Origin of the sequence: Rufibacter sp. DG15C, from assembly GCF_001577755.1 — a bacterium.
Taxonomy (GTDB): Bacteria; Bacteroidota; Bacteroidia; order Cytophagales; family Hymenobacteraceae; genus Nibribacter.
Genome location: NZ_CP010776.1, coordinates 3,587,826 through 3,614,242, shown reverse-complemented (window position 1 = coordinate 3,614,242; position 26,417 = coordinate 3,587,826). Strand labels below are relative to the sequence as shown.

Sequence of the window (26,417 nt, the reverse complement as noted above, 5' to 3'; positions counted from 1 at the left end):
CGTATTTCCTTTAAAAGAGGCCAAAAACGGTGTAGCAAGGGGAATGTAGCTTTCCTTTCATCAGAATTTTAACTTGCTGCATAACTAAGAACATCGTTTGAGGGTTATCTGACTATGCTAGAAAATCCTGCCCACTTAGATACTGGTTTGTCGCACTTTCTCATGATTGGGAGTGGCGTTTTCTGGACTATTACCTATCTGCTTATTCTGCGGCGCGGTTATCTGGACAAAACCTATGGCATGCCCATGGCCGCGTTGTGTGCTAACTTGGCTTGGGAGTTTATCTTCGCGTTTGTTCACCCGCACCCTTTGCCGCAGTTGTACATAGACTATTTGTGGTTTCTGTTTGACGTAGGTATTCTGGTGCAGTACCTGCGGTATGGCAGCAAGGAGTTTCCAGCGCATTTGCCCAAAGGCTTGTTCTATCCTACCTTCAGCTTTTCATTGGTGTTTGCCGCGCTCCTAATTGCCGCCATTTCCCATGAATTTGACGAGTACATTGGCATCTATGCAGCGTTTGGGCAGAACCTGATGATGTCAGTGCTGTTTGTGCGCATGTACTTAAAGCGGTATAGTGTGCAGGGTCAGTCTATCTATATTGCGCTGGCCAAGCTGGTGGGCACGGTATTCCCGTCGGTGCTGTTTTACTTGTATTTCCCTGACTCCTATTTGCTCATTTTACTTTACCTAGGCATCTTGATTTTTGACGCGGTGTACGTTGGGCTGTTGTACCGGCACCAAGTCAAAGAAGGGATTTCGCCATGGCGAAGGCTTTAAATGGTTGAAGTTTGAAGGCACGGAATGGAGAGCTGCCTACAGACGGGATGGGTATAAAAAGTAAAAAGGAGACCACCCCCGAGGTCCCCTTTTTAACAGACAAAACAAAAAACCGTGGTAGAACCTTTCAAAATCTACCAGGCATTGCAAATAACAAAGTTTCCCCTGACTTATGGAATACCTATTATTAGGTATTTAGCTTAAAATAACAAGCTGACAAATAGTAAGCTATTGGTATTGAATAGCTTATAAATAGAAGTTCATCCGGTAGATAGTTTAATGTCCTTCATGACAGGATATTGTCAGAATTCAAGCAAAGACTTAGTGGTAAAAATTCAAGGGAATAAGGGCTGAACAAAGGGAATGTGCCGTACAAAACAGTTTGTAGTGGTAACTTGCTTCCCGTTTTTGAATTATAGGACAAATGTACACAAGAGAACAGGCCTCGCAACTTAGACAAGCTTTCTGGACCACGTTTGGGCAATACATAGCGCCACACTTGTCGGCGGAAGGGTTGCGCACCAACTGGGTGAACTATAAGACGGGGTTGCCGGGCGTGGCCTTTAAAATGGACGCCGATAAAAAATCAGCCTCCATCGCCATTGAGATGTCACAGGCAGACCCAGAGATACAAGAGCTTTACTTTGAGCAGTTTTTGGCCCTTAAAACCCTTTTGCATGAAACCCTTGAGGAAGAATGGGAGTGGGCCTTGCACACTGAAGACGAGTATGGCCGAACGGTAAGCCGCATCTACAAAGAAATCAAGCCCGTTAGCGTCTTCAATAAGGACGACTGGCCTGCGCTCATCTCGTTTTTCAAACCCCGCATCATTGCTTTAGACGCCTTTTGGTCAGATGCCCAATACAGCTTTGACGCGCTCAGGTGAGTAATGATCAGTGACCAATGATAAATGATTAATAATTTGATGTGAAGAATTTAGAAGCATTGGATGGTATCTAAATCTATTCATTTCTCATTAATCATCAATTACTACCACGTTTCTGGGTTCTCCGTGAGGTCCGCAAATGGATTGCCCATTCGGTGGTGGGGGTTAAAGGGTTCACCTTTCCCTTCCAGATGGTTCATGATGTCTTGGTTGAGCTTGAGTTGGTCTAGTTGCAGGAAGCGCTGCCAGCGGTTCTGGTCTTCAACGTGCATACAAACCACCAAGTCAGAGAGCTGCAGTTTATTTTCTTGTTTAAGCCGAAGCAAATCTGGGTGCTCTTCTAATAGTTCGCGTATTCTGCTCCTAAAATACAGGTTCAGTTCTTTGTAGACAGCCTCGTCAAAGGGTTGGCCTTGCTCTTCCATGGCGTGCAATGATAGGTGTTTCTATTTCTACGAGAAAGCACGTGCCAGGGGATGAACCATGATTAAAACAACTAGGTTTAAACTGTTCAAACTCGATTTTCACTTATTTTATTAGAAACAGGTCAAAAACGGACTTTGAGAAAAGGGCAAAAAAAAAGCCCTCCGGTAAGGGAAGGCTTTTTTGAGAATGTATAGGGCTAGACTACGCTAGTTTTACATTGGTAGCGTTAAGTCCTTTTCTTCCTTCTTGAAGATCATAAACTACTTCGTCGTTCTCTCTGATCTCGTCAACAAGACCTGATACGTGAACGAAATACTCTTGATTGTCACTGTTGTCTTTAATAAAACCGAAACCTTTTTCGTCATTAAAGAATTTTACTGTTCCTTGATTCATCGTGTTGTTATTTTTTATACCCCTAATACGCTGGCTAGCCAGGAATCGTTCCTTATATTTTTAGATATCTATATTTGAATCTAGAGAGATGACGGTTTAGTATCATTCGCTATGACAGGAAATAGATGTTTAAAAGAATTAAACCCCTAAACGTAATTAAGACGAATGGTAATAGTGCAATAAAAAATATTTTAAATTATTTCTGATTTGCCCGGAAAAGGAGACAAATAGGTAACAGATAACTATAAAATGACGCTAATTGATAAACTGGCTTGGATTGAGGTAAGGGATGGAAAGGTTCTGAGTACGCGCAGCCGCGGCCGAACCAAGTATTACCTGCCAGGCGGCAAGCGGGAGACAGGGGAGACTGATGCTCAAGCCTTGCTCAGAGAAATACAGGAAGAGTTAAGTGTTGGGTTATTGCCAGACTCCTTGGTTTACCTGGGCACGTTTCAGGCACAGGCAGACAGTCATGCCGCGGGCATACAGGTGCAGATGACGTGTTACGCGGGCCACTATGCAGGAATCTTACAGGCAGCGCAGGAGATTGAGGAGATAGTATGGCTCACCTATAAAGACAGGGACAAGGTCTCAGCGGTGGACCAGATTATCTTTGACTGGTTGTTGGCGCAAGGACTACTGTCTTAAAAGGTGATAACTTGTCAACATATACGTATCTTGCTTAAACCTTGCTTTTCCTTTATAGGTTGAAATGAGGCAAGCCGAGACAACCCTAAAACGCTTGTATGATTAGAGGCCATTTGCAAGAAAGCCCAGAGCAACAATTGATAAGCGCCTTAAAGCAAGGTGACCAATCGGCGCTGGGGCAGCTTTATACAACCCATGCTCCTGTATTGTTGGGCGTTATCACTAAGATTGTCCAGCATGCCTCCATCGCCGAAGTGGTTTTGCAAGAAACGTTTGTGGCTATTTGGTCCAGGATATCTTTGTATGACGCCAGCAAAACCAGATTTTTAACCTGGGGTTTGGCCATTGCAAGGGGCATTGCCATTGAAGCCCTCAACACTGGTAAACACGGGCACCTTGTGCAACCTGCAGAAAGCACTACTTTTGTACTGAACAAGCAAAACAAGAAGTTGCAGGAGGCTTTCTGCCTGCTAGAACCACAGGAAAAAGCGGCACTGGAGTTGATTTACTTAAAAGGGTATTCCTGCCAACAAGCCGCCGACGCGTTGGGAATAGCACAGGAGGCGCTTACGTCTTGTCTTAAAATGGCCTTTAAACACATAGGAGCGCAAAAAGCAGCATGAACCAACCAACTGAACTGATACAGTCTGGCCTTCTGGAGCTGTATGTCATGGGCGCCGCCTCTCCTCAAGAAATAACCTTGGTAGAGCAAATGGCCGAGCAACACCCAGCGGTGCGCGAAGAATTAGATGCCATCAGCCTGACTATGGAAGCCTATGCGGAGACCCATGCCGTGGAGCCTTGCCCCAACGTAAAACCATTGCTGTTGGCTACCATTGCCTACATGGAACGCCTGAAAGAAGGTGAAGCTCCCATAGAAGCCCCTATGCTCAGCCCGTCCTCCACCGTAGAAGACTACCGTCAGTGGCTAAACCGGCCGGACCTTGCCCTGTCCGGAGAGTTGGAGGATATTCATGCGCATCTCATTTCTGCCACGCCAGAAGTCATCACCGCTATTGCCTGGTTAAAGGAAAAATCCAGTGAAGAGGTGCACCATGATCAACTGGAGCGTTTCTTAATTGTAGAAGGTTCCTGCATTATCACCGCCGGTGGGCAGCAATTTTCGTTGACCGTAGGTGATTATTATCAGGTTCCTTTGCACGTGCCGCACGTCATTCAAGTGACTTCAGACATTCCTTGCAAAGTGATCATCCAGCGGGTGGCCGCTTAACAAATTCAGTTTCGTTTTCGGCCTGTTTTCTCAGAAACAGGCCGAAAACGAAAAACCTTTCTCTTCTTTATTGTCTAGGTCTCACAACTCTTAATTACATGCTTCTCCTTTAACTGGCACTAAGATTCCTTGCCGGTTCGTTTAACTGTTGAGGCCTTAATTTTCGTAATAAGGATTTAGGAACGCCTTTTGTTAGGTATTCAGGAAAAGGAGGAAATCATGAATCAGCAAATCTGGAGAACACTGGCCCTAATTTTTGTCATCTCCATCACCCTGCATTTGTGCAGCCAGCAATCATTGATAAAAGACGAGGAAAGCGGATCCTTTAGAGAAGGCAAAATCTTTAAAGCGCCTACTTTGCCAACCGCCATGACCTTTGCCGGCGAACCCGTGCCGCTGGAGGTGCCGGACGTAGCTGAGCGCTTGGACCGCGAACTGCTGGTGAATTCCTATTTACACGCCACTTCCTTGCTGGGCCTGAAACGCATGCAACGTTACCTGCCAGAGATTGAGCGCATCCTCCAAGAAAATGACATTCCACAGGACTTTGTTTATCTGGCCCTCGCCGAGAGTCTTTTCAGCCCGGTGACCTCCCCAGCGGGCGCCTCTGGGTTCTGGCAGTTGATGCCCGACACGGCGCGCGGGTATGGCCTGTTGGTGAACACCGAAGTAGACGAACGCTTCCATGTGCAGAAAGCCACCGTGGCCGCCACGCGTTATTTGAAAACGGCCTATAAGAAATTCGGGTCCTGGACCAATGCCGCCGCTTCTTACAACAGAGGAATGAGTGGCATTGATGCGGCCCTCAAGCGCCAAGGCGTGAGCTCTTACTATGACCTGTACCTCAACGACGAGACCTCACGGTATATGTTCAGAATTCTGGCCTTGAAAGAGGTGTTGGGCAATCCTTCCAAATACGGCTTTGAACTTCCTAAGGAGCAAGGCTATAAGCCTCTGCCTACCAAAACCTATACCGTAAGAAACACTATCACAGATTTACCAGCCTTTGCCTTGGAGCAAGGCACCAACTATAAAACGCTTCGCATGTACAACCCTTGGATCAAGGGCTATAAACTAACTGTAGCCCCAGACAAAGAGTTTGTACTGGCCATGCCTGAGTAATTCTTATTGTATGAATGAGAGATTGAGTGAATGAGAGGATGAAAAAAAGCAAACAGCAGTTTTAACAAGACTGTTTATTTAAGGCTGTTTTTCGGCTCTTTTTATCAAAACAGGCTATAAACGAATTCGTTCAAAAATTAATGCATCATCCAATCCCTCATTCATTCAATCACTCAATTTTTCATTCTATCACTAAAAACAAGGCATAAAAAAAGCCTCTCCGTAGGGGAGAGGCTTTTCAGCATTATGTCTTTATAGCGAAAGACTAAGCAAGTTTAACGTTAACCGCGTTTAGTCCTTTTCTTCCTTCTTGAAGATCATAAACTACTTCGTCGTTTTCTCTGATTTCATCAACCAAACCAGATACGTGTACGAAGTACTCTTGATTGGTGTTGTTGTCTTTAATAAAGCCGAAACCTTTTTCGCCATTAAAGAATTTTACTGTTCCTTGATTCATATTATTGTTCATTATACACTACAGACAGCAATGTGCTGCCTTAGGTTCAATATTATACAAAATAAATCTAAATTCTTACAAAAGGCTTTAATATATTTTCGAAACCGCCTTTATCAAGCTGTTAAACCAGTGTTTACCAGATTAAGCACCAACCTGATAGGCTATTTAAGGCTCTGTAACTGACGGGTAAGGTCGTCAATCACTTCCTCGGTCCATTGTACGGCCAAGTCTTCCAGCTCTTGGTTAGACCATTGATAGTAGTAGGGTTTTTCTAGCCAGGTAATAGTTCTGTCTGGCCCAACAGTGTAGGAAGAATACTCTAGTTTAAAGACCAGGTCCTTGTACAAGTCAAACGCGTTTGCGCCCGGCCTTTGAAAGCCCAGCAGTTGCAGTTGAAGTCCAATCTGCGAGACGTTGCCATTCTCCAGGCTAATCTCATTCTCTGAAGCGGCGTTTTTATCTTTGGTCCAGGTGTCTACTACTTTCTCTAGCCTGAAGTCATCAAACAAAGCCACCACGTCTGTAAGGTGCTTGTAGGCGCGCTCTGCCAAACTAGGCAGGACTTTGTTGTAGAGCTGTTGGATTGCTTCTTTGTCTTTGGTCTCAGCCATGAGGTAAATTATGGGAATCTGTCACTGAAGGCAGCTAGTGAAATTAGCGTCTAACAAAGATACTATGAAATGGCGATTGGGTTGTGGACTATAAGGATTTCCTTTTTTAGCCTGTTTACAGGAAAACACCCCAAAAACGACAGCAAAAAAAGAGCCCTGCCCATAAGGGACAAGGCTTTTTTACATTTACACGATAATATTCTTATCTAGCCAACACCATTTTGTGACTGGTAGACTTAGCTCCAGTGGACACTTTATATAGGTAGGTTCCGGTTGGCAAGTTGCTTCCGTTGAAGGGTACGGCGTAGGTACCTTTTTCTTTGGCTTCAGAAACCAGCGTGCTCACCTTTTTACCTCTCAGGTCAAACACTTCTATGGTTACAAATCCGGCGTCCTCCACGGCGTAAGAAATAGTGGTGTTTCCGCTGAAGGGGTTAGGGTAGGAGTAGTTGGGTTTCTGGCTCGGGTTCAAAGCTAAACGCTCCGTGCTGTTAGACGCAGAGGCAACCGGTTGAGTGGCGGCACTCCAGCTGGCATGCGTGCGGGTAACTATTACGGCAAACTCGGCTCGGGTCACTTCTTGCGCTGGTTTAAACGTGGCATGGATGGTGGGGAATAAATCCAAAGGTCCTTGCGTCACAGTGTAGAAGGCATTGATTAGGTTCAGCTCCAGTGCTATACTCACATAGCCTTCCAATCCAGCTGGAATAGAAGAAGCATCCTCAATGGTGTAGGTTTTACCGTCTACAGATACCGTCACTGCCTTGCTGTTGCGTTGCACTGCAAACTCTTGTAAGCCCAAAGCCTGTACCAGAGAATACGCTAACTGGGCGCGGGTCACTGAGCCGCTAGGGTTGAATTTACCTGTGGCGGCAGGCACCATCACACCTTTGAATGCATGCGTGCGATCTCTCAAAGCAGCTCCTTTAGAAAGGACAGATTCAGCCAACAGAGACTGGAATCCGGTCACATCTGTCACCGTCAAAGAACCATTGGTAGGCATGAATTGACGGATGGCCTGGCCCATTACTAAGTAATCTGCCAGCTGAATGCGCTTTAACAACTCATTCGGTTTGAAGCCGGTGGTGAGTCCGTCCATTAAACGAGCGCCTACGGCCATCTTGATAGAAGCCTCTGCTGGGTGCCCGACAATGTCTGCTAGCCCGGTGGTGCCTGTGATGGTGGATTTGCTCAAGGTGCCTTGAATGGTTTCAGGAAGGGCAAGTCCATTCAATCCTTCGGCTTTTAGCGTCCAGGTTCCTGGTTCAGGAGCAGCCACGGCCATGCCTCTGTCTGGGGTAATGGCAAACGCCACCGGAATCCCAGATCTGTACTCTTGCCCTGACGGCGATAGCAGAATGAGGTTCACCGGGTTTCCAGTTTGGCCTAACAAACCAGTGGTGGAGAATTTGGCCTCTAAGCTGTTGGTACCAGCCGCCACATTGAACGTGATCTGATTGCCAGTTGTCACCACTGGATTGAAATCCAACGCAAACGCGCTGGTTTCAGTGGCCGTGTTCACGCTGCTGTTGAATCTTCTAGTGTAGTTCAAGGTGGCTCCAAAAGCGGTGTTGCGGTAGATGTGGTCAATGGCAGCATACGCATTAACGTAACCAGCACCTACTTCCCAAGATTCATGGCTGGGCATGTTGGTAGCCGTTTTCTGGAGAATTTCCTTTACCTGTCCAGGCGTTAAGGTTGGTTTGGCTTCTAACATCAACGCCACCACGCCAGCTACATGCGGAGTAGCCATAGAAGTACCGCTCATGTGCGTGTAGAAAGGAACGTGCGCAGGATCTAGTTGTTCTACATCCATCTGGGCTGAAAGGGAGGCCACCGGACCTATTACTCTGGTGGAGATCACATCTACGCCTGGCGCCACCACAGAAGGACGATTCTCATAGGTCCAGGTCTCGCCGTCTACCGTGATTGTGCCGCCTTCGTTCTTAACGCCTCTAGAGGAAAAGTCAGCGAGCTTGCCATATTTGTCACCAGCACCCACAGAGATCACCCACGGCGCAATGGCATAAGGGTTATGCGTATCTGAGCTTGGTCCTTCATTTCCGGCCGCAAAGACGGAGACAATGCCGTGGTCATAGGCTTTCTTAGAGGCAATGTTCACTGGGTCTGCCGGGTCAAAATCTCCGCTGGTACCCCAGGAGTTGCTGATGACTCTTATGCCGTACTGGAACTGATGCGTAAGTGCGTAATCATACCCGCCAATGGCATCCAAGACCAACAAAGCTGCGCCAGAACCATACCCCACCAAGGTGGCGCCGGGGGCTGCGCCCGCATAGAGTCCATTGGATTTTGAGCCGTTTCCGCCAACGGTTCCCGCGCAGTGCGTGCCATGGCCAGAGTTGGTGTCTGTATTAGGGATGTTCTCTAAATACGTCACCGGCAGTAAGGACGAAAGAGAGCTAAGATTGGTAGAGCCCAAGACGTTCTGCACCAGGTGAGAGCCTAGTTTGATGTCCTCATGTGTACCGTCCACGCCGCTGTCATTGATCATTACCGTTACGCCCTTGCCAGAAACGGGCATGCCGTTGTTGCGGGCAATAATGTCTTTGTCCGTGCGCATGCGTTGCACACCCGTGATGTGCGTTTCATTGTTGTTGAAGTAGCTTAGGCGCTTGTTTAAAAAGACGGAACGGACATACGGGCTTTTAGACAAGGCTTCTACCTGCGTCGCAGTGGCCAGGACACCTGCCATAGGAAGGTTCTTGAGGGTTATTCCCTGAGTGAGGCCTAAAGACTGGAGCAGTTGCAGGTGCGTGCTGTTGGGAGCACCATCGCCATGAAAGGTCACCACCACTTGCACCGGGGCAGTGGCTGTTTGTAGTACTTGTTGTAGCGTGCGGTCCAGGGTGGCCTGTGCGTTGGCAACTTTTCCGGAGAGCAACAATAGCACGAAGAGGCCGAACAGCTTCTTCTTTTGCGTTTGGTAAACTTTTAACATAGAGTGTTGTTTGGTGAAAGATGGATTAGGTAAAACTTTGGGCAGTGGGGGCTACCCAAAGTCTTCTCCCGTTACCGCCAAACAAATTCCAAGGTTATGGAAACAATAGGCCAGAAATAACTTGCATTAATTCTAAGATTCTTTTCAATTTTTAATTCCTTCCCCTGGGTTTACCACGGTCCACTACTATGCCTTTTTGGGATAGTTCCGGGTAGAAAAGTGGGAAAATGAATACTTACTAGTAGGTAGTAATGTCTAGGTAAAAGCAGAAATAGTAGGGAAGAAGTGGCTGCCAGGGTAACATTGAACCACCCCAGACGCAGGGCGAAGATTACTGCTCAAGTGATTATAGCTGTCGTTTTTGGCCTGTTTTCCAGATAATAAGCCAAAAACGGAAAACAATAGACACAAAAAAAGCCTCTCCGTAAGGGAGAGGCTTTTCAGCATTATGTCTTTATAGCGAAAGACTAAGCGCGCTTAACGTTGATGGCGTTTAGTCCTTTTCTTCCTTCTTGAAGATCATACACTACTTCGTCATTCTCTCTGATTTCGTCAACAAGACCAGATACGTGTACAAAGTACTCCTGATTGTCACTGTTGTCTTTGATAAAACCGAACCCTTTAGAGTCGTTGAAAAATTTTACTGTACCTTGATTCATCTGATAGTTGTTATAATTACTGTGAGTAAAGGTAGACAAACGGTTTAAGTTTCCTAGAAATATTTAAAATAAAAGGTACACTTGCCAGCAGTGAAAGCCAAAAGCAATTTTAGGAAGATATAAGTCATTGAAAATTAATTCTTAGCCTGATGAAAGGTAGTGGAGCAAGCCCGTGGTTAAATTGTATTTAAGCTAGCCAGAATTTAGAATATTAATGTTTGCCCATATAGGGATTTGCTAGGGTATCTCAATATAAATGCGTATTTTTGTAGCGGAAAGCAATCGTTATCTCCTCTCTTATTTCCCCTTCTGGCAGAAGCTGGAGTAAGTTTTGATAATCCTTGGAAAGCCTTTATTGGCGGCGCGGTTTAATTAATCTTCTTCTCTCTTTATCTGGTTCCGGTTTCTTGGGGGCTTTTAGAGAAACAACCTGATTTGTAACAGCTAAACTACCCACGTAGCGGACTCCCTGCTTTCCCAGACTATTTTTTCATAACCGGTAGGTTTACCTCATTTGTGGCTTTTCTTAACAAATACCCTGTTTTTGAGTATAAGAAAGCATACACACAGGAATTAGCCGCCTGTTTCACCTTACAATGACCATATGGCAAGATCACAGAACAGTTTCATGAAGAAACAACTGGAGCAAAAAAAATTAAAGAAGAAGAAAGAGAAAGAAGAGCGCAAGCAAGAGCGTCAGGAAAACTCTTCTGGTGGTTCATTAGAAGCCATGATGGTGTACGTAGACGAGAATGGTAACTTCTCTTCCACACCGCCAGAGAAAAAGAAAGAAGACCCTGCAGACGCCAAGAAACAGCGCCCAAGTCAATAGTACAACTTTTTATCTGTCACTTCTTCTCCGTTTGGGTAAAGCCCGCCGCCTTACCCCAGGAAAAAGAATGCCAGACCAACCCATATAAATTGAGGTGCCCAGAAGCGATTTTCTCTTCTACACCTCAATTTCTGTTTTTAGGCTACTTTCCGCAAAACAGGCCAAAAAAGAAGAGGCAGAAACCCAACCTGTGGTTTACTGCCTCTTCTCCGTTAAAGCCCAGGCTTACTACCTAAGACGCTTTTTCAATCTTCACTTTTTTGCCCTTCAGTTTTTCCTGCTTTAGTAATTGTACCGTTTTATCCAGCTTGTTTCTGTTGACGGCGGCAAAAGCAGCAGATTCCTGTATTTCAATAAAACCCAGGTCCTCCTTCTCCAAGCCTCCTTTTTGCAGGAGCAATCCTACCACGTCACCTTTGCTTACCTTGTCTTTCTTGCCAGCGCTTATGTACAGCGTATCCCAGAAAGACGGGGCAGGTACCGTTGGTTTGGCTGGTAAAGTTTCAAACGGCGGCAGTTTAGGCAAGAAAGCAGGTTTCTCTCCGGGATGAAGTAATAGATAAGCCGTTCCCTTGGCTTGCATTCTGGCTGTGCGGCCGTTGCGGTGCAAAAAGGTTTCGGCGTCTGACAATTGAAAATGGATCACGTTCTCTATCTCTGGAATGTCCAGGCCGCGTGCGGCCAGATCTGTGCTTATGAGGAGGGGATACGTCCCGTTCCTGAACTTAAGCAAGACGCGTTCTCTATCTGGTTGCTCCAGGCCGCCATGAAAAATGCCGTGGGCAATCCCTTTCTTGTTTAAATAGGCGCTTACGTTCTCCACCGCGTCCCGCTGGTTACAAAAGACCAAGGCTGGTTTGTTGCCCAATTTGCATAACAGAGAGAATAAGGTGAGTAGCTTGTCGTCTTTTATTACCTCTACGGCCCGTACGTCAATGTCTGGAGCAGAAGCAGTGTCTTTTAAGAAATTGACTGTGGTGGGGTTATTGAGTCCGGTGAAGGCGGGAATCTCCTGCATGTTGGTGGCAGAGGTGAGCAAGCGTTTGTTGATGTTGGGCAGCAGGTCAATGATAAACTTCATTTCCTCTTGAAAACCCATCTCCAGGGACTTGTCAAATTCATCCAGCACCAAGGTCTTAATGGTAGACCCATCCACGTTCTGCGACCGAAGGTGATGGCCCACTCGCCCGGGCGTTCCCACCCACACCGCCGGCGGATTAGCCAGACTGCGTTTTTCTGTATTGGTAGAGTTGCCGCCGTAGCTGCAGACAATCTTAAAACCAGCGCCCATCTGCCTGAACACCTGCTCAATTTGCAAGGCCAATTCTCTGGTGGGTACTAATATCAACGCCTGAACCCCGTTATAATTTGGTTGCAGTTGCTCTAGCAAAGGCAGCAAAAATCCCAGCGTCTTGCCTGAACCCGTAGGGGATAAGAGCACCATGTCATTGGCGCGCGCCGCGGTTAGGGCAGCCTCCTGCATTTCATTAAGGGCGGCAATTTTTAGGCTGTTCAGGATTTTCGGCAACATAAGGCAAGAAGTAATAGGGGTTGGAAGGGGAAAGAAACGGCAAGTACCAAAATTTTAACTACAATGAAGCTTTTTATCTATTGTCATCATAAGAAACAAGCAGACCCGCTAAGCCATTTGCATGAAAAGTCGTTTAACTTAGAAGCGGTTAATACTAACATTATTTAGCAAATTCATTTTAAGTATACGCGTATGTGCGGACGATATTCCTTCTCAAGAAAGAAAGTGCCTTTGGCTCACCGGTATGCCGCCAAGCTGGAAGGACTTTCCTTTGAACCCAATTTTGACGCGAGGCCCTCTCAGCAACTACCGGTCATTACTTCCACGGCAGAGAAAGCAGTAATGGCGGTTTGGGCAGATCCTACCAAACAAGAGGATGGCAAGCCCATCTTGCCCTTCAACGTACGGGAAGAAAATCTGCTCTTCATTCAAAGGTTCAGGGAGCTGTTGCCTAAGAACCGATGCATCATTCCCATTGACGGTTTTTTTGAGTGGAAGGAATTGGAAGAGGAGTTTGAAGAAGAGACCAAAGCCGAAGAACCCGGAACCTTGGGAGTGGACTTGTTCGGGAACCCGATCAGGAGCGAAGCTGATAAGAAGCGCATGAAAAAAGCGAAGCCCTTAAAACAGAAGTATCGCTTTACTTTGCAACAAGAAGAGCCCTTCGGGTTGGCTGGCCTTTGGCTCGAAAGCCTGCACCAAGACACCGGTGAGCTTTACCCGCACTTTACCATCATCACCACCAAAGCCAATGCCGCAGTAGAGCCTTATCATGACCGCATGCCCGTCATTCTCACCCCGCACAGCGAGGAGATTTGGCTAGACAACCGGTTGCAGGAAAGAGATTGGCTAAAAGTATTGCAGCCTTATGATGCCCGGCAAATGACCGTAATGGCTATTGACGACTATGAGAGTATGCTAGGCAATTACGTGCCGCCTAAGTTGAACTCTAAATAACAAACCAACACTTGGCTAAGACGAAGCAAAAGCCCTAAAAACGATGAAGCCCTCCCAGATTTCTCTGAGAGGGCTTCTTGCGGTCCGGACGGGACTCGAACCCGCGACCTCCGCCGTGACAGGGCGGCATTCTAACCAACTGAACTACCGGACCAACATCCTCACAAGGACCAGACGTCCCCGTTTTGATGATGCAAATGTATATAGTTGTTTATTGATATCCAAGCACGCAATAGAAAGAAGTGCAAAATAATTTACTACAAACGACTCACTAGGCCCTTCTTGAAAACAATCCCATCCATTTTTCCTGCTAAAGCGCTGGGCTGGCGGATCTTCCTATTGTAAAGATTCACCACCTTCCTTGTCTATATTCTTGGTCTTTATGAGGGACAACACAATGCTAATCGTTATGATGAACCCAATCACAATCAATGAAATGAACGTTGGGACCTTAAAGATGTCTACCGTCACCATTTTCAGACCTACAAAAATCAAGATGAAAGCCAGCCCGGTAGATAGGAACACAAAGCGATGAATCACGTGAGCCAGCGCGAAATAAAGCGACCGAAGCCCCAGAATGGCAAAAACGTTGGACGTGTAGACAATAAACTGGTCCTGGGTGATGGCCAAAATGGCTGGGATGCTGTCTACCGCAAAAATCAAATCAGAGATTTCAATCAGAAGAAGCACCAGAAATAGGGGAGTGGCGAAAACTTTACCGGATTGTTTTACAAAAAACTTATCGCCTTCCAACTGATTGGTGACAGGCATTAGCTTCCGGAAGAATTTAATGACGGGGTTTTTCTCGGGCTGCATCTCCTTGTCTTTCTCCGTAAACATCTTGTAACCGGTGTAGATAAGGAAAGCGCCAAACAAATAAATGGACCAATGGAATTTCTCTATTAAGGCCACTCCGGCAAAAATAAAGATGACGCGCATTAGCAAGGCCCCCAGAATGCCCCAGAATAAAATCTTGTGCTGGTAAATGGAAGGGATTTGGAAATACTTGAAGATCAGGACAAAGACAAAGATATTATCAATGCTCAAGGTCTTCTCCAGAACATACCCCGTCAAAAATTCAATTGCCTTATGCTCCCCAAACCAATAGTAGACAAGGGAGTTGAATACCAAGGCCAGTGAAATCCAGACGCCAGACCATATGAGTGCCTCTTTCACAGACACAACGTGCGCCTTGCGGTTAAACACCCCCAAATCCAAAGCCAACATAATGAGGACGAAGGCATTGAAACCAATCCAAAAAGTACTATTCACTTCCATTCGTTTTCTGTTAGGTTGCCATTGAGGATATAACGTAAAACAATCAAAGAAATGATGAGAAATCCCTTAGATAACAGTAGGAAAAGGGGGTAAACATCTCTGCTTTTGAATTGAGATACCAGCTAGAAAAGAAGGGGCTTCAAAAGGAAAATGTTTTGGAATGGCCTAAAAACGAAGAAGCCCTCCCAGATTTCTCTGAGAGGGCTTCTTGCGGTCCGGACGGGACTCGAACCCGCGACCTCCGCCGTGACAGGGCGGCATTCTAACCAACTGAACTACCGGACCAACATCCTCACAAGGACCATACGTCCCCGTTTTGATGATGCAAATGTAGGGGGAGAGATTAAGATACACAAGCCTGCGCCCTAAAAAACCTGTAAAAAGGAAGCAGGAAAGAGGTAACCGGCTCAGATTCAAAAGGAAAAAATTCGTTTAAAACTGTCAAAAACAGATATTACTAAACTTCGCATATTCAATTACCTTTGCATGTATACATAAGTATAAGATATAGACCTATTGATTATGCTGTTAGATTTTGAACAACCCATAGCCGCACTAGAAGGCAAACTTTCTGAAATGAAGAAACTGGCCTCTGAGAGCCAGGTAGACGTGACAGATGCCGTGCTGGCGCTTGAGGAGAAAATCAAGTCCTTGAAAAAGGAGACCTATGCCAACCTTACGCGCTGGCAGCGGGTTCAATTATCGCGTCATACAGAAAGACCTTACACCCTTGATTATATAAAAGGGCTGTCGCCCACGTTTGTGGAGTTGCACGGTGACCGCAACGTGAAAGATGACAAAGCCATGGTAGGTGGTTTTGGCGAATTGGATGGTGAAACGGTCATGTTCATTGGTCAGCAGAAAGGCCGCAACACCAAGGAGCGTCAGTTCCGCAACTTCGGGATGGCCAACCCAGAAGGATACCGCAAGGCCTTGCGCTTGATGAAGCTGGCTGAGAAATTCAACAAGCCCATCATTACCTTAATAGATACTCCAGGTGCCTTTCCGGGCCTTGAAGCAGAGGAGCGTGGCCAGGGTGAAGCCATTGCGCGTAACCTCAAAGAAATGTTCATGCTCAAAGTACCGGTAATCTGCGTGATTATTGGCGAAGGAGCTTCTGGCGGTGCCTTAGGCATTGGCATTGGCGATAGAGTCTTCATGCTGGAGAACTCTTGGTACTCGGTTATCTCACCAGAAAACTGCTCAACTATTCTATGGCGCAGCTGGGATTACAAAGAACAGTCTGCTGAAGCTTTGAAACTGACCGCCAAAGACATGCTAGGCAATAAACTGGTGGACGGCATCATCAAGGAGCCTCTGGGTGGCGCGCACGTAGATCCAGAGAAAATGATGAAGACGCTCAAGAAAAAGCTTCAGGAAACCCTGGAAGAATTGAACGCGCTAAGCAGCGAGGAGCGCATCATGCAGCGTATTGAGAAGTTCAGCGCCATGGGCGTGGTAGAGGAATAGAAACCGTTTTTAGGCTCTTTTCCAGAAAACAGGCAAAAAACGCATTTTCTCTCTATGAAACTATACCCTATTCCTACCGGAAATTTTAAGCTGGACGGTGGCGCTATGTTTGGCGTGGTACCCAAAACGCTTTGGCAGAAGACCAACCCAGCAGATGAGAACAATCTCTGCAGTTGGGCCATGCGCTGCCTGCTGGTAGAATCAGGAGACAGGCTTGTTTTAATTGACAACGGCATAGGAGACAAGCAGGACGCCAAGTTCTTCAGCCACTATTACCTGTACGGAGACGATTCACTGGAAAAGTCCTTGCACAAAGCCGGGTTTGATTTCTCAGATATCACTGATGTCTTTTTGACGCACCTGCACTTTGACCACTGTGGTGGCTCTGTGAAATACAGCAGCAATGGCACTAGCTTCGAGATGGTCTTCCCGAAGGCGCAGTACTGGAGCAACCAGGACCATTGGACTTGGGCCACGGTGCCTAACCCCAGAGAGAAAGCCTCTTTCCTGAAGGAGAACATAATGCCTTTAAAGGATAGCGGGCACCTGTCATTTCTAGAAGTAGGGCAGCAACAGTTCCTACCTGGTTTTGACGTTACCTATGTGGACGGCCACACCGATAAGATGATGGTGCCGCGTATTCAATACAAAGGCCGCACCGTTTGTTTTATGGCTGATCTGTTACCCTCTGTTGGGCATTTACCTTTGCCTTACGTGATGGGCTATGACACCAGGCCATTACTCACCCTGCAAGAGAAGGAAGCATTCTTGAACCAGGCCGCTGCCGAAAATTGGGTTCTTTTCTTAGAGCATGACTCAGTGAATGAGTGCTGCACCGTAAAGCAAACGGAAAAAGGCGTCCGGGTAGACCAAGTCTTCCCGCTGTCAGCGCTTTAAATCATGGTGCGCATAGGAGTCTGCTTGTCTGGCGGCGCAGCCCGCGGCATTGCGCATTTGGGCGTCATTAAGGCGCTGAATGAGTTGCAGATTCCCATCGATGTAATATCAGGGACCAGTTCAGGTGCGATTGCAGGGGCGTTTATTGCTGCAGGTTTTGCCCCAGAGGAGGTTCTTGAACTGGTGCGTGATGTTTCTGTGACGCAATTTTTGCGGCCAGCCCTCAACAAGGGGATTCTCCATTCCAACGCGCTGCTTAAAATATTTGAACAGCACTTGGAGGGCATCACCTTCGCGGACCTTCCCACCCAGTTGATTATTTCGGCTACAGATCTAAACCAGGGCAGCACCGTCTACCTGACGGAAGGGTTGGTGGCCAACGCCCTTAGGGCCTCTTCTGCCTTGCCCATCATGTTTCAGCCGGTGGCCCACCAAGAAATGCTGCTGGTGGACGGGGGGCTGCTCAACAACCTACCCGTGGAGTGCCTGACCGGCACCTGTGATAAAATCATTGGCGTGCACGTTAACCCCGTCAACCACCAGGCAGATATCAAAAGCATTAGGCAGGTGACCGAACGCGTTTTCCATCTGGCCATCAATGCCAATGTGCAGCAGCGCATTGCCATATGTTCTATCTTCCTGGAGCCGCCTGCCCTAAAAAACTATCACATCTATGCCATCAACAAAGCCCAGGAGATTTTTGAGGTAGGCTATCAGTATGCTAAGTCCTTAGAGAAGGAACTGATGAAACTGTTGGTGGAGTAGCAGTTCATTTTCTTGGCTAGGTGCTATCATCATATTCAAATAACCAAGACTGCAGCTTGTTTGGGAGCGTATAAGGCTCATCACCAGATTAGTATGCATGAAGATATTGGTTTACACTTTATTGCTCTTATTGGGAGTTTCAAGGGCACACGCACAAGAAAATAGGGGAAATCTTCTAGCCGCTAAGGTTATTCAGCGCTCCATTATGGTGGGCGGTGGCATCAATGGTGCCTATCGATCTATTGAAAATCACACTAGTAGCAACTCAACCCAGTCAGGCTCCAAGAAGCAGATAGACGTGCAGGGAAGGTTCGGGTATTTTGTAATCAATGATTTGGCCGTAGGCGTTTTGGGTACGGTATCGCATACCAGCGTCAAAATGGACGGGGCGGACAATGATCCGTCCACTCATATTTTGGCGGGGCCTTTTGCCAGGTACTTTTTGAACAACGGGATCTTCGGCGAGGCCAGCTATGGATTTGGGATCTATAACCTATCCAATAGCCTGAAACGGGACATCTCTGAGATAAGGGGCGGCGTGGGGTATTCGCTTTTCATTAACCCGAAGATAGCCGTAGAGCCTGCCATCATGTTTACCTACTACAAAGAGAAGAACCCTGCCAACCAGGACAATTACTACACAGAGGTGGGACCGTCCATCAATGTTGGCTTGCAAGTTTACTTGTTCAGAGAACGGAGTATGAAGAGATAAACCATTTCACATCGTTTAAATACCAGCTTAAAAGGCTGGTATTTTTTGTATCATTGTAGTCTCAATCCTCAAAACGCCTCTTTATGTTTGGAAATTTACTCGCGAAATCCATTTTTAAACTTTCCGGTTGGACGCTGAAAGGCGGTATGCCTCCCGGGGTGAAGAAGGCGATTATGGTGGCGGCACCGCATACCAGCAACTGGGACTTTATCTATGCGCGCGCGGCCTTTTACTTGATGGGCGTACCCGTTAAAATCACCATCAAGAAGGAGGCGTTTTTCTTCCCGATGGGCCCCATCCTAAAAGCTTTAGGTGCCATACCGGTGGACCGCAAGAAGAACAACAACCTAGTGGCCGCCATGGTAGACTTGTTTAAGCAGCGCGACGAATTGGTTATGTTGGTAACGCCAGAAGGAACCCGTAAGTACCAACCCCGCTGGAAGAAAGGATTTTACTACACGGCCTTGGGCGCGGGCGTTCCCATTGTGATGGGCTACCTGGACTACGCCAAAAAGGAGGCCGGCATTGGGCCCATGATTCAGCCTACCGGCGACTTTGACGCGGACATGGAAAAGATCCTTAATTTCTACAGAACCGTTACAGCCAAATACCCTAGCCAGGGCGTTCGGTAGTTCTTACCATACTGAAATGCAAATCGGTCCGTTTTTGGCCTCTTTCCCGGGAAAGAGGCCAAAAACGGACCGATTCATTTATGCTGTTTTGAGATTAGGCTGTCAGAGCGGCCGCTTCTTCAGGTTCTGGAGCCAATTCCCTTAAGTCTACAGGTATCACCCTGGACACGCCGGCCTCCAGCATGGTGATGCCGTAGATCACGTCTGTGGAGATCATGGTGCGCTTGTTGTGCGTCACCACAATGAACTGCGAGTCTCCTGAGAACTTCTTCACAATGTTGTTGAACTTGTCAATGTTAGCATCATCCAAAGGAGCGTCCACTTCGTCAAAGATACAGAACGGGGCAGGCTTCAAGAGGTATATGGCAAACAGCAGAGAGATGGCCGTTAATGTCTTCTCACCACCAGACAGCTGGTTGATGGTCAACGGACGCTTGCCTTTAGGCCGGGCCATGATCTCAATCTTAGACTCCAGCGGATTGCTTGGGTCCTGGATGTACAGATCACAAGTATCCTCCTCAGAGAATAAGGACCGAAACACGCGCATGAAGTTGTCCTTGATCTGGTCAAAGGCCTCTAAGTACTTTTCTTTGGCCACGGTGTCAATCTCCGAGATGGTATCTAAAAGTTGCTGCTTGGCGCCTACCAAGTCATTCTTCTGCGTCTGGATGAACTGGTGACGGGTTTCAATCTCCTGGTAGGCCTCGGCGGCCATGGGATTCACCGGTCCTACGTTCTCCAGTTTGTGCTTGATAGTGTTTACCTGCTGGCTTAGTTCCTCATTAGAGATGTCCAGCTTCTCGGTAGGGGCCTCCGCCAAATCTTCCTGGCTCATGTTGAACTCCGCTGACAGACGCTCTAACACGGCCACCAATTTAATGCGGGTGTCGGTGATGGCCTGCTGCATGGATTGGAACACTTCATCGGTGTTCTCTTTTTTACGTTGCAACTCCCGGATGGCTTTCTCCTTCTCGTCCACTTCGCCGCGAAGATGGAAGTAGGCTTTCTCCACCTCGTCCAGTTGCTGGGCAAGGTCTTTTTTCTGCACCAGGCCTTCCTCCAATTGATAGGACTGGTCTTCTACAAACTGCTCCAAGGTGGCGGTCTCATCCTCGGCGCGGGCCAGCTCATCCTGCAACTGCACCAGGCGCTCCTGGTGGTTCATCACGGTCTTCTGCTTGTAGGCCAGTTCCTGCTGAATGCTTTGCAGGCGGTTCTTGAGCTGATGGAATTTGATGTTCTCCTGGTTAAAGATACCGCTTACCTCGGCGATGATTTCGTTCTGTTTGTCAAGGACTTGTGCTAAGCCCGCCAGCTCCTGCTCATAGCTTTTGAGGGCCAGATTTTTGCTTTCGGAATCGGGGAGGAGGTCGGCTAAGGTTTCGCCTAGTTCCTGGATTTTCTCAAACAGCTCATCCTTCTTGCTGGCCTGGTTTTGTAGGTTCAACTGGAACTGCTCATAGCGCACCTTATGGCTGATGAGCTCTTGTTGCAGGGTATTAATGGAACGTTCCTGCAGTCTGATGGCCTCGGCCTGGGTGCCGTTCTTCTGGTTTTGAAGAACGTGCTGGAGCGTGCTGATTTTGTTTTTCATCAGCTCAGACTGCTCTTTCAAGGCTTCCAGTTCCTCTGCCAGTTTCTCAAGGTTTTGTTTGCGACCCAAACGGTTGCCGTCAAATAACCCAACAGACCCTCCTGAAACGCTCAATGGCTTTTTAATGACGGAGCCGTCTTTTAAGATGTAGGTGCGGCCGTCACTCAGGTACAACTCCGTGTCTGACGTGGCACTGATGTACACCTCATTGAGCATGTAGCGCAACAAAGGATGGTATTTCTCCTCAGAGGCGACGGTCTCCAGAGCCGCCTTGTACTTAGGGGTGCTGATGGTGGCGGTCACGTCCAAATCTTCCACCTCAGAAAGGATGATGAAGTTGGCGCGGCCTTTGTTTTGGTTGTTAAGGAGATGAATGGCTTCTACGGCGTCCTCGGCGGTTTCTACCACGAAGAAGTTCATGTACGGCTCCAGGTAGCTTTCAATCAGGGCCTTGTACTCCTGGTCACAGGAGATGATGTCTGACAGGAGCGGGGCCGGCTTCTGCCAGGTCTTGGACTTGTATAGAAACTTGATGGCATCTGGGAAGCCTTCCAAATTGTCCACCAAGGACTTGGTCAAGGTGTACTGGTTTTTCTTGGAGTCCAGCTGGCGGTTGATGTCTATTAATTGCTGGCGGTATTCATGCAAGGTGGCCTCCGTATTGGTCATTTCTTCTTGCAAGAGACGCTCCGCCTCCTGTAACGCTACCAGTTGGGCCTGGGCTTCCTCCAGTTGTTGCTGGGTTTCAGCGAGCGCATCTTCATACTGCATCTGGAGGCTGTTCTCTGAGCCTTCCATCTGCTGCATCCGCTCCAGTTCGGCGCGGTGCGTCTGAATCTGCATCTGGGTGATTTCAATGCTCTTGTTGAGCGTGAACACCTCATTCTGCACCTGGCGCTGGGCCAGGGTTTTCTCCTGCACCTCTCTCTGTAAATCAGACTTCTGCTGATTTACATGCTCCATTTCTTTTTTGGTAAGACCCAGTTGCTCCTCAGACACGAGTAGCTCTTCCTGAATCTCCTCTAGGTCATTCTGCAACTGTCCCAGGCTGGCCTCGGTCTGCCCAATGTTGGTAGTATCCTGGCTTATTTGGCTCTGAAGAGTCTTGGCGCGTTCCTGCAAATAGAACTTGCGCTCGCTTTTCAACTTAATCTCGTTTTCCAGTTGGCGCAATTGGCTGGTATGCTCGTGCACCTCTTTCTGGGTGTTCTGCAACTGCAGCTGGGTACGGTCAACCAGGGTCTTCTGCTCCTGCAACGCATCTTCCAGCGCTACCAACTCCTCAGAATAACCACCTTTGCGTTCAGTTTCCTTCTTAAGGTCGCTTTCCAGACGCTCCAAAGCCTCTTGGTGGTGGCCAATGTTGCGGCGGGCGTATTCCAGGCTTAGCTTCTTATATTCGTCTTTAAGGGAGTAATACTTTTCAGTGGTTTTGGCCTGGCGCTCTAGGCTCTTCAAGTTCTTGCCTATTTCAAACAAGACGTCCTCTACACGCTCCAAATCGGCGTCAGTTTCTTCCAACTTGCGCATGGTCTGTTTCTTGCGCACCTTGAACTTGGAGATGCCGGCCGCTTCCTCAAACAGGGTACGGCGCGAGTTGTCTTTGTCGTTGAGGATGTCATCCACCATCTTCAACTCAATGATGGCATAGGAGTCTGAGCCAATCCCGGTGTCCAGGAATAGGTCGTTGATGTCCTTGAGGCGGCAAGTAACGTTGTTGAGCAGGTATTCGCTCTCGCCGGTACGGTAGTACTTGCGCGTAATGGTGACCTGCGAGTATTCGGTAGGCAGAATGCCCTTGTTGTTGTTGAAGGTAAGAGAGACCTCGGCCAGTTGCTGGGGCTTTCGGTTCTTGGTACCGTTAAAAATCACGCTCTCCATTTTGTCTGAGCGCAGGTTACGGGTTTTCTGCTCGCCCAATACCCACCTAATGGCGTCCACGATGTTGGACTTGCCGCAACCGTTGGGTCCTACAATACCAGTAATGCCGCTATCAAAGTTAATGGTGACCTTATCCCCGAAACTCTTAAAGCCCTTAATCTCTAATCTTGCTAATTCCATGCGCTTCTTCCAGTTACTCTGGCTACAATCTCAAAAATACGAAAAAGTGTTCTGAGTACCGCAAGGATGTAGGCTTGGAAGAGACTTAAAAGAGAATCCGTTTTTGGCCTGTTTCTATGGAATTATGCCAAAAGCGGATTCTTTCAATGTTTTGATAAAGTACTTAAAAGTTGGTCAAGGCGTAGGAAACCAAATTGGCACCCATGCGCAAAGCGGCCAAATGCTTCTCAATGGGGTCATTGTGCACGGACTGGTCCTCCCAACCATTGCCTAGATCGCTTTCATAGGAGAAGTAGCAGACCAACCGGCCTTGGTAAATTAAGCCAAAACCCTGGGGAGGCTTGTTGTCGTGCTCATGAATCTTGGGCAGGCCACGTGGAAAGTCAAACTTTTGATGGTAGACCGGGTGGTTGAACGGAATCTCTACAAACTGAAGCTCAGGAAACACTTTCTTCATCTCGCGCCGCGCGAATTTCTCCAGGCCGTAGTTGTCATCAATGTGCAAGAAGCCGCCACCCACCAAATATTTGCGTAGGTTCTGAGCCTCGCCCTCAGTGAAGACCACGTTGCCGTGGCCCGTCATGTGCACGAAAGGGTAGTCCATGATCTCGGGGCTGCCGGGCTCCACGGTCTCTTCCTGCGGGGCGATGTTGGCCTTCAATTCCCGGTTACAGAAGTTGATGAGGTTAGGCAAGGACGTTTTATTAGCGTACCAGTCGCCGCCGCCGCCGTATTTCAAGCGCGCAATCCTGAAGCTGGGCCGCTGGCCGCTCACCATGCTAACGCACTGGATAAATAGAAGGAATAAAAGGAAAATTCGTTTTTGCATTGTTTTCCAGAAAAGAGGCCAAAAACGTTAAACGTCTAATAGCACGTGGAAGGTATGACAAGCCGCTAGGGCCGCGGTCTCGGTGCGAAGCCTGCTGGAACCTAGGGTCACCGGCCTGATTCCTTTGGCCAAGGCCAGCTGTACTTCCTCAGGTGAGAAATCGCCTTCTGGGCCTATCAGGACGGTATAATGATTATTCCCTGAGATGCTCTTAACCAGAGAGTGCCGTTCGCTGCCTTCCACCAAATGCGCAATGAAGGTGTTCTCCACGGGGACGGTCTTGAGGAAGTCTGTGTACTTGGTCAACGGGTGCAGACGAGGAAGATGCGTCTTAAGGGACTGCTTCATAGCACTCACGGCAATCTTCTCGAGTCGTTCCAAGTTGAGGGCCTTCCGTTCGGAGCGGGCGCACTGCAGAAACGTGATCTCGTCTATGCCTACTTCCACGGCCTTCTCCACGAACCATTCCATGCGGTCCAGGTTTTTAGTAGGCGCTACCGCGATATGGACTTTAAAGGCCCATTGGTCTTCTGAAGAATGATATTCCAGAATCTGGAGGGTGGTTTTTTTAGGAGTGGCCTCGGCAATCTGCCCCAGGAATTGTCCTCCCTTGCCGTCTATCAGCTGCACTAAATCTCCCACGCCCAATCGCAAAACCCGCGCGCAATGCTTGGATTCTTCTTCAGACAGGACATAGGTTGTGGAAGAAGAGAAGATGTCTGGGGTGAAGAAAACATGCATAAGGTTATGGATTTTGGCCTGTTTTCTCAAAAATAAGCTAAAAACGATTGAACTGCCAGAAAAAGAAAAGCCTTCCGTTTGAGGGAAGGCTTTTACTCATTTCAAGAAAATTAATTGCTAAAGGATTAAGCTTCTACCGCCACTTCTGGGGCACCGGCCAGTATTTCCTCGTTGGCGTAGTCAGCGTATTTAGTAAAGTTCTTAACGAACGCCTTGGCCAGTTCGCTCGCTTTTTGGTCATAAGCGTCTTTGTCGGTCCAAGTATTGCGTGGGTTCAAGATTTCTGCCGGTACGTTAGGGCAGGCATCTGGCATCTCCACCCCGAAGATTGGGTGCTTGGTAAAGGAAACGTCGTTCAGCTCTCCATTCAAGGCGGCCGTAATCATGGCGCGGGTGAAAGGCAGCTTCATGCGTGATCCAGTTCCATAAGAACCACCAGTCCAGCCAGTGTTGATCAGCCAAACGTTCACGTTGTTCTCGGTCATTTTCTTACCCAGCATCTCAGCGTACTTGGTGGGGTGCAAAGGCAAGAAAGCCGCGCCAAAGCAAGCAGAAAAAGTGGTCTGCGGCTCCGTTACGCCTACTTCAGTACCAGCCACTTTAGCGGTGTATCCAGAGATGAAGTGGTACATGGCCTGGCTCTTGTTCAGCTTAGAGATTGGAGGCAATACTCCAAATGCATCTGCCGTCAAGAAAAAGATGTTCTGCGGAATAGAAGCCACAGAAGGCTCAATGGCGTTGTCAATGTGGTTGATTGGGTAAGCGGTACGCGTGTTCTCTGTTACAGAGTTGTTTGTGTAGTCTACGGTGCGGGAGCCCTCAATGAAGCGGGTATTTTCTACGATGGCGCCAAACTTGATGGCATCCCAGATTTGTGGTTCTTTCTCTTTAGAAAGGTCAATTACTTTGGCGTAGCAGCCCCCTTCAAAGTTGAAGACGCTGTCTTTAGTCCAGCCGTGCTCATCATCACCAATCAACCCTCGGTTAGGATCTGCAGACAAAGTAGTCTTACCAGTACCGGACAATCCAAAGAAGATGGCTGTATCACCGTCTTTGCCCACGTTGGCAGAGCAGTGCATAGACAAAGTCTCGCGCTCATGTGGCAAAATGTAGTTCAAGACAGAGAAGATGCCTTTCTTCATTTCGCCGGCATAGCCCGTACCACCAATCAAAATCATTTTCTTAGAAAAGTTGATGATGGCAAAGTTAGGCTGACGCGTGCCGTCTACCGCTGGGTCTGCCTCAAATCCTGGGGCGCAGATGATAGTGAAGTCTGGCGTATGGTTTTCAAGCTCTTCTTCGTTCAGGCGCAAGAACATGTTGTTGCAGAAGAGGTTATGCCACGCCATGGTATTGACAATGCGGAGGTTTAAACGGTATTCTGGATCAGCACCAGCATACGCATCCCGTACGTACAAATTCTTATCGGCTAGATAGGCAATCATCTTTTGGTGAAGGGCCTCAAACTTGGCAGGCTCAAAGGCAATGTTCACATCACCCCACCAAACAGAGTTCTCTGTCTTCTCATCTCTCACCACAAATCTGTCTTTGGGAGAGCGGCCGGTGAATTTGCCTGTGTCACACATCAAGGCGCCGGTATCAGTCAAGAAACCTTCCCCGTTTTTCAGTGCCTCTTCTACTAACTCTGCGGGAGTCATGTTATAGTACACGTCTTTTGCCTGTGAAATACCTAAGCTGGTCAATTCCATTGCTGATGATTTCTTGCCAAATTCTTTCATAAGGAGGTTTGAAAATTGATTTTTGATAATAGGGAAAGGCGTCAATTGCCTTGGTTTAACAAAATTACAAAAAAGGGTGGAGATAATAGCAAACCCTAACGGATGTTTGTTTTATAAGTTGGCTTGAAAGTGGCTGTAGTTATTAATAAAGAGGCATATTTGAATAAATGCGTCTAAGGTGATACATTTACTTTTATGAATTTCTCAAAA

25 protein-coding genes and 2 tRNA genes are annotated in these 26,417 nt (G+C 47.7%); 13 read left to right on the top strand and 14 right to left on the bottom strand.

Annotated features, from left to right (window positions below; translation table 11 throughout):
* Positions 1-114: 114 nt before the first annotated feature.
* Together TH61_RS15505 and TH61_RS15500 are read left to right on the top strand one after the other, a co-directional pair.
* Positions 115-777, top strand: a complete 663-nt coding sequence (locus tag TH61_RS15505) for a hypothetical protein (protein ID WP_066511316.1) — start codon at positions 115-117, stop codon at positions 775-777.
* Positions 778-1,201: 424 nt separating this feature from the next.
* Positions 1,202-1,663 carry a DUF4268 domain-containing protein gene (locus TH61_RS15500; protein WP_066511314.1) on the top strand — a complete coding sequence of 154 codons (462 nt, stop codon included), beginning with the start codon at positions 1,202-1,204 and terminating at the stop codon, positions 1,661-1,663.
* Positions 1,664-1,767: 104 nt separating this feature from the next.
* Here TH61_RS15500 and TH61_RS15495 read toward each other — a convergent pair whose 3' ends face one another.
* Together TH61_RS15495 and TH61_RS15490 are read right to left on the bottom strand one after the other, a co-directional pair.
* The gene (locus TH61_RS15495; protein ID WP_066511312.1) at positions 1,768-2,088 is read right to left on the bottom strand and encodes a hypothetical protein; all 321 of its coding nucleotides are present in this window, start codon (positions 2,086-2,088) and stop codon (positions 1,768-1,770) included.
* A 202-nt stretch (positions 2,089-2,290) separates the two neighbouring features.
* The gene (locus tag TH61_RS15490; RefSeq protein WP_066511309.1) at positions 2,291-2,482 is read right to left on the bottom strand and encodes a cold-shock protein; all 192 of its coding nucleotides are present in this window, start codon (positions 2,480-2,482) and stop codon (positions 2,291-2,293) included.
* A 249-nt stretch (positions 2,483-2,731) separates the two neighbouring features.
* Here TH61_RS15490 and TH61_RS15485 point away from each other — a divergent pair, with 249 nt between their 5' ends.
* The 4 genes from TH61_RS15485 (at position 2,732) to TH61_RS15470 (ending at position 5,483) form a co-directional block, all read left to right on the top strand.
* Positions 2,732-3,130, top strand: a complete 399-nt coding sequence (locus tag TH61_RS15485; protein WP_066511306.1) for an NUDIX domain-containing protein — start codon at positions 2,732-2,734, stop codon at positions 3,128-3,130.
* A gap of 98 nt (positions 3,131-3,228) precedes the next feature.
* The gene (locus TH61_RS15480) at positions 3,229-3,753 is read left to right on the top strand and encodes an RNA polymerase sigma factor (protein WP_066511304.1); all 525 of its coding nucleotides are present in this window, start codon (positions 3,229-3,231) and stop codon (positions 3,751-3,753) included.
* Complete coding sequence (locus tag TH61_RS15475; RefSeq protein ID WP_066511298.1) at positions 3,750-4,361, top strand: cupin domain-containing protein; 612 nt, start codon at positions 3,750-3,752, stop codon at positions 4,359-4,361. Before TH61_RS15480 ends, TH61_RS15475 begins: the two co-directional genes overlap by 4 nt.
* A gap of 219 nt (positions 4,362-4,580) precedes the next feature.
* Entirely contained in the window at positions 4,581-5,483 is a 903-nt protein-coding gene (locus TH61_RS15470) for a lytic transglycosylase domain-containing protein (RefSeq protein WP_066512946.1), read from the top strand.
* A gap of 265 nt (positions 5,484-5,748) precedes the next feature.
* Here TH61_RS15470 and TH61_RS15465 read toward each other — a convergent pair whose 3' ends face one another.
* The 4 genes from TH61_RS15465 to TH61_RS15450 form a co-directional block, all read right to left on the bottom strand.
* On the bottom strand, positions 5,749-5,940 hold the full coding sequence (locus TH61_RS15465) for a cold-shock protein (protein WP_066512944.1): 192 nt from the start codon (positions 5,938-5,940) through the stop codon (positions 5,749-5,751).
* A 161-nt stretch (positions 5,941-6,101) separates the two neighbouring features.
* Positions 6,102-6,551: a hypothetical protein gene (locus tag TH61_RS15460; protein ID WP_066511295.1), complete on the bottom strand. Its 450-nt coding sequence runs from the start codon at positions 6,549-6,551 to the stop codon at positions 6,102-6,104.
* Between the two features lie 202 nt (positions 6,552-6,753).
* The gene (locus tag TH61_RS15455) at positions 6,754-9,510 is read right to left on the bottom strand and encodes a S8/S53 family peptidase (RefSeq protein ID WP_066511293.1); all 2,757 of its coding nucleotides are present in this window, start codon (positions 9,508-9,510) and stop codon (positions 6,754-6,756) included.
* Between the two features lie 467 nt (positions 9,511-9,977).
* Complete coding sequence (locus TH61_RS15450; protein WP_066511290.1) at positions 9,978-10,169, bottom strand: cold-shock protein; 192 nt, start codon at positions 10,167-10,169, stop codon at positions 9,978-9,980.
* 604 nt (positions 10,170-10,773) lie between these two features.
* Between TH61_RS15450 and TH61_RS15445 the strand changes: the two genes are divergently transcribed.
* Positions 10,774-11,001 carry a cold-shock protein gene (locus TH61_RS15445; protein WP_066511288.1) on the top strand — a complete coding sequence of 76 codons (228 nt, stop codon included), beginning with the start codon at positions 10,774-10,776 and terminating at the stop codon, positions 10,999-11,001.
* 232 nt (positions 11,002-11,233) lie between these two features.
* Here the strand turns inward: TH61_RS15445 and TH61_RS15440 are convergent, their stop codons facing one another.
* Complete coding sequence (locus tag TH61_RS15440) at positions 11,234-12,532, bottom strand: DEAD/DEAH box helicase (RefSeq protein ID WP_066511286.1); 1,299 nt, start codon at positions 12,530-12,532, stop codon at positions 11,234-11,236.
* Between the two features lie 192 nt (positions 12,533-12,724).
* Between TH61_RS15440 and TH61_RS15435 the strand changes: the two genes are divergently transcribed.
* Positions 12,725-13,489 (top strand): SOS response-associated peptidase, encoded by a 765-nt coding sequence (locus tag TH61_RS15435; RefSeq protein WP_071887860.1) that lies wholly within the window; start codon positions 12,725-12,727, stop codon positions 13,487-13,489.
* Positions 13,490-13,569: 80 nt separating this feature from the next.
* Here the strand turns inward: TH61_RS15435 and TH61_RS15430 are convergent.
* From TH61_RS15430 to TH61_RS15420, 3 genes are all read right to left on the bottom strand, one after another.
* A tRNA-Asp gene (locus TH61_RS15430) sits at positions 13,570-13,643 on the bottom strand.
* Between the two features lie 182 nt (positions 13,644-13,825).
* A complete protein-coding gene (locus TH61_RS15425) occupies positions 13,826-14,767 on the bottom strand; it encodes a TerC family protein (RefSeq protein ID WP_066511281.1) in 942 nt (313 codons plus the stop codon).
* Between the two features lie 211 nt (positions 14,768-14,978).
* Positions 14,979-15,052: transfer RNA gene (locus tag TH61_RS15420), tRNA-Asp, on the bottom strand.
* 237 nt (positions 15,053-15,289) lie between these two features.
* On the opposite strand from TH61_RS15420, the gene TH61_RS15415 reads away from it, so the two are divergent.
* The 5 genes from TH61_RS15415 to TH61_RS15395 all read left to right on the top strand — a co-directional run bounded on the left by TH61_RS15415 (position 15,290) and on the right by TH61_RS15395 (position 19,243).
* Positions 15,290-16,237, top strand: a complete 948-nt coding sequence (locus tag TH61_RS15415; RefSeq protein WP_066511279.1) for an acetyl-CoA carboxylase carboxyltransferase subunit alpha — start codon at positions 15,290-15,292, stop codon at positions 16,235-16,237.
* A 54-nt stretch (positions 16,238-16,291) separates the two neighbouring features.
* Complete coding sequence (locus TH61_RS15410; protein WP_066511276.1) at positions 16,292-17,134, top strand: MBL fold metallo-hydrolase; 843 nt, start codon at positions 16,292-16,294, stop codon at positions 17,132-17,134.
* A 3-nt stretch (positions 17,135-17,137) separates the two neighbouring features.
* The gene (locus tag TH61_RS15405) at positions 17,138-17,899 is read left to right on the top strand and encodes a patatin-like phospholipase family protein (protein WP_231862238.1); all 762 of its coding nucleotides are present in this window, start codon (positions 17,138-17,140) and stop codon (positions 17,897-17,899) included.
* A gap of 97 nt (positions 17,900-17,996) precedes the next feature.
* Complete coding sequence (locus TH61_RS15400; RefSeq protein WP_157600740.1) at positions 17,997-18,611, top strand: hypothetical protein; 615 nt, start codon at positions 17,997-17,999, stop codon at positions 18,609-18,611.
* A gap of 83 nt (positions 18,612-18,694) precedes the next feature.
* A complete protein-coding gene (locus TH61_RS15395) occupies positions 18,695-19,243 on the top strand; it encodes a lysophospholipid acyltransferase family protein (RefSeq protein WP_066511273.1) in 549 nt (182 codons plus the stop codon).
* A 94-nt stretch (positions 19,244-19,337) separates the two neighbouring features.
* Here TH61_RS15395 and smc read toward each other — a convergent pair whose 3' ends face one another.
* From smc to pckA, 4 genes are all read right to left on the bottom strand, one after another.
* Positions 19,338-22,898 carry a chromosome segregation protein SMC gene (smc, locus tag TH61_RS15390; protein WP_066511271.1) on the bottom strand — a complete coding sequence of 1,187 codons (3,561 nt, stop codon included), beginning with the start codon at positions 22,896-22,898 and terminating at the stop codon, positions 19,338-19,340.
* 163 nt (positions 22,899-23,061) lie between these two features.
* The gene (locus tag TH61_RS15385) at positions 23,062-23,727 is read right to left on the bottom strand and encodes a DUF4159 domain-containing protein (protein WP_066511269.1); all 666 of its coding nucleotides are present in this window, start codon (positions 23,725-23,727) and stop codon (positions 23,062-23,064) included.
* A 27-nt stretch (positions 23,728-23,754) separates the two neighbouring features.
* The gene (locus TH61_RS15380) at positions 23,755-24,468 is read right to left on the bottom strand and encodes a 16S rRNA (uracil(1498)-N(3))-methyltransferase (RefSeq protein ID WP_066511267.1); all 714 of its coding nucleotides are present in this window, start codon (positions 24,466-24,468) and stop codon (positions 23,755-23,757) included.
* A gap of 125 nt (positions 24,469-24,593) precedes the next feature.
* The gene (gene pckA, locus TH61_RS15375) at positions 24,594-26,207 is read right to left on the bottom strand and encodes a phosphoenolpyruvate carboxykinase (ATP) (protein ID WP_066511264.1); all 1,614 of its coding nucleotides are present in this window, start codon (positions 26,205-26,207) and stop codon (positions 24,594-24,596) included.
* Positions 26,208-26,417 lie beyond the last annotated feature (210 nt).

Bases quoted from the DNA above. Each gene is read 5' to 3' on its own strand.
- TH61_RS15490 (WP_066511309.1), bottom strand. From the start codon at position 2,482: ATGAATCAAGGAACAGTAAAATTCTTTAATGACGAAAAAGGTTTCGGT.
- TH61_RS15465 (WP_066512944.1), bottom strand. From the start codon at position 5,940: ATGAATCAAGGAACAGTAAAATTCTTTAATGGCGAAAAAGGTTTCGGC.
- TH61_RS15440 (WP_066511286.1), bottom strand. From the start codon at position 12,532: ATGTTGCCGAAAATCCTGAACAGCCTAAAAATTGCCGCCCTTAATGAA.
- TH61_RS15385 (WP_066511269.1), bottom strand. From the start codon at position 23,727: ATGCAAAAACGAATTTTCCTTTTATTCCTTCTATTTATCCAGTGCGTT.
- TH61_RS15500 (WP_066511314.1), top strand. From the start codon at position 1,202: ATGTACACAAGAGAACAGGCCTCGCAACTTAGACAAGCTTTCTGGACC.
- TH61_RS15410 (WP_066511276.1), top strand. From the start codon at position 16,292: ATGAAACTATACCCTATTCCTACCGGAAATTTTAAGCTGGACGGTGGC.
- TH61_RS15455 (WP_066511293.1), bottom strand. From the start codon at position 9,510: ATGTTAAAAGTTTACCAAACGCAAAAGAAGAAGCTGTTCGGCCTCTTC.
- smc (WP_066511271.1), bottom strand. From the start codon at position 22,898: ATGGAATTAGCAAGATTAGAGATTAAGGGCTTTAAGAGTTTCGGGGAT.
- TH61_RS15395 (WP_066511273.1), top strand. From the start codon at position 18,695: ATGTTTGGAAATTTACTCGCGAAATCCATTTTTAAACTTTCCGGTTGG.
- TH61_RS15445 (WP_066511288.1), top strand. From the start codon at position 10,774: ATGGCAAGATCACAGAACAGTTTCATGAAGAAACAACTGGAGCAAAAA.
- pckA (WP_066511264.1), bottom strand. From the start codon at position 26,207: ATGAAAGAATTTGGCAAGAAATCATCAGCAATGGAATTGACCAGCTTA.
- TH61_RS15450 (WP_066511290.1), bottom strand. From the start codon at position 10,169: ATGAATCAAGGTACAGTAAAATTTTTCAACGACTCTAAAGGGTTCGGT.
- TH61_RS15460 (WP_066511295.1), bottom strand. From the start codon at position 6,551: ATGGCTGAGACCAAAGACAAAGAAGCAATCCAACAGCTCTACAACAAA.
- TH61_RS15405 (WP_231862238.1), top strand. From the start codon at position 17,138: ATGGTGCGCATAGGAGTCTGCTTGTCTGGCGGCGCAGCCCGCGGCATT.
- TH61_RS15470 (WP_066512946.1), top strand. From the start codon at position 4,581: ATGAATCAGCAAATCTGGAGAACACTGGCCCTAATTTTTGTCATCTCC.
- TH61_RS15400 (WP_157600740.1), top strand. From the start codon at position 17,997: ATGAAGATATTGGTTTACACTTTATTGCTCTTATTGGGAGTTTCAAGG.
- TH61_RS15425 (WP_066511281.1), bottom strand. From the start codon at position 14,767: ATGGAAGTGAATAGTACTTTTTGGATTGGTTTCAATGCCTTCGTCCTC.
- TH61_RS15415 (WP_066511279.1), top strand. From the start codon at position 15,290: ATGCTGTTAGATTTTGAACAACCCATAGCCGCACTAGAAGGCAAACTT.
- TH61_RS15380 (WP_066511267.1), bottom strand. From the start codon at position 24,468: ATGCATGTTTTCTTCACCCCAGACATCTTCTCTTCTTCCACAACCTAT.
- TH61_RS15485 (WP_066511306.1), top strand. From the start codon at position 2,732: ATGACGCTAATTGATAAACTGGCTTGGATTGAGGTAAGGGATGGAAAG.
- TH61_RS15435 (WP_071887860.1), top strand. From the start codon at position 12,725: ATGTGCGGACGATATTCCTTCTCAAGAAAGAAAGTGCCTTTGGCTCAC.
- TH61_RS15480 (WP_066511304.1), top strand. From the start codon at position 3,229: ATGATTAGAGGCCATTTGCAAGAAAGCCCAGAGCAACAATTGATAAGC.
- TH61_RS15475 (WP_066511298.1), top strand. From the start codon at position 3,750: ATGAACCAACCAACTGAACTGATACAGTCTGGCCTTCTGGAGCTGTAT.
- TH61_RS15505 (WP_066511316.1), top strand. From the start codon at position 115: ATGCTAGAAAATCCTGCCCACTTAGATACTGGTTTGTCGCACTTTCTC.
- TH61_RS15495 (WP_066511312.1), bottom strand. From the start codon at position 2,088: ATGGAAGAGCAAGGCCAACCCTTTGACGAGGCTGTCTACAAAGAACTG.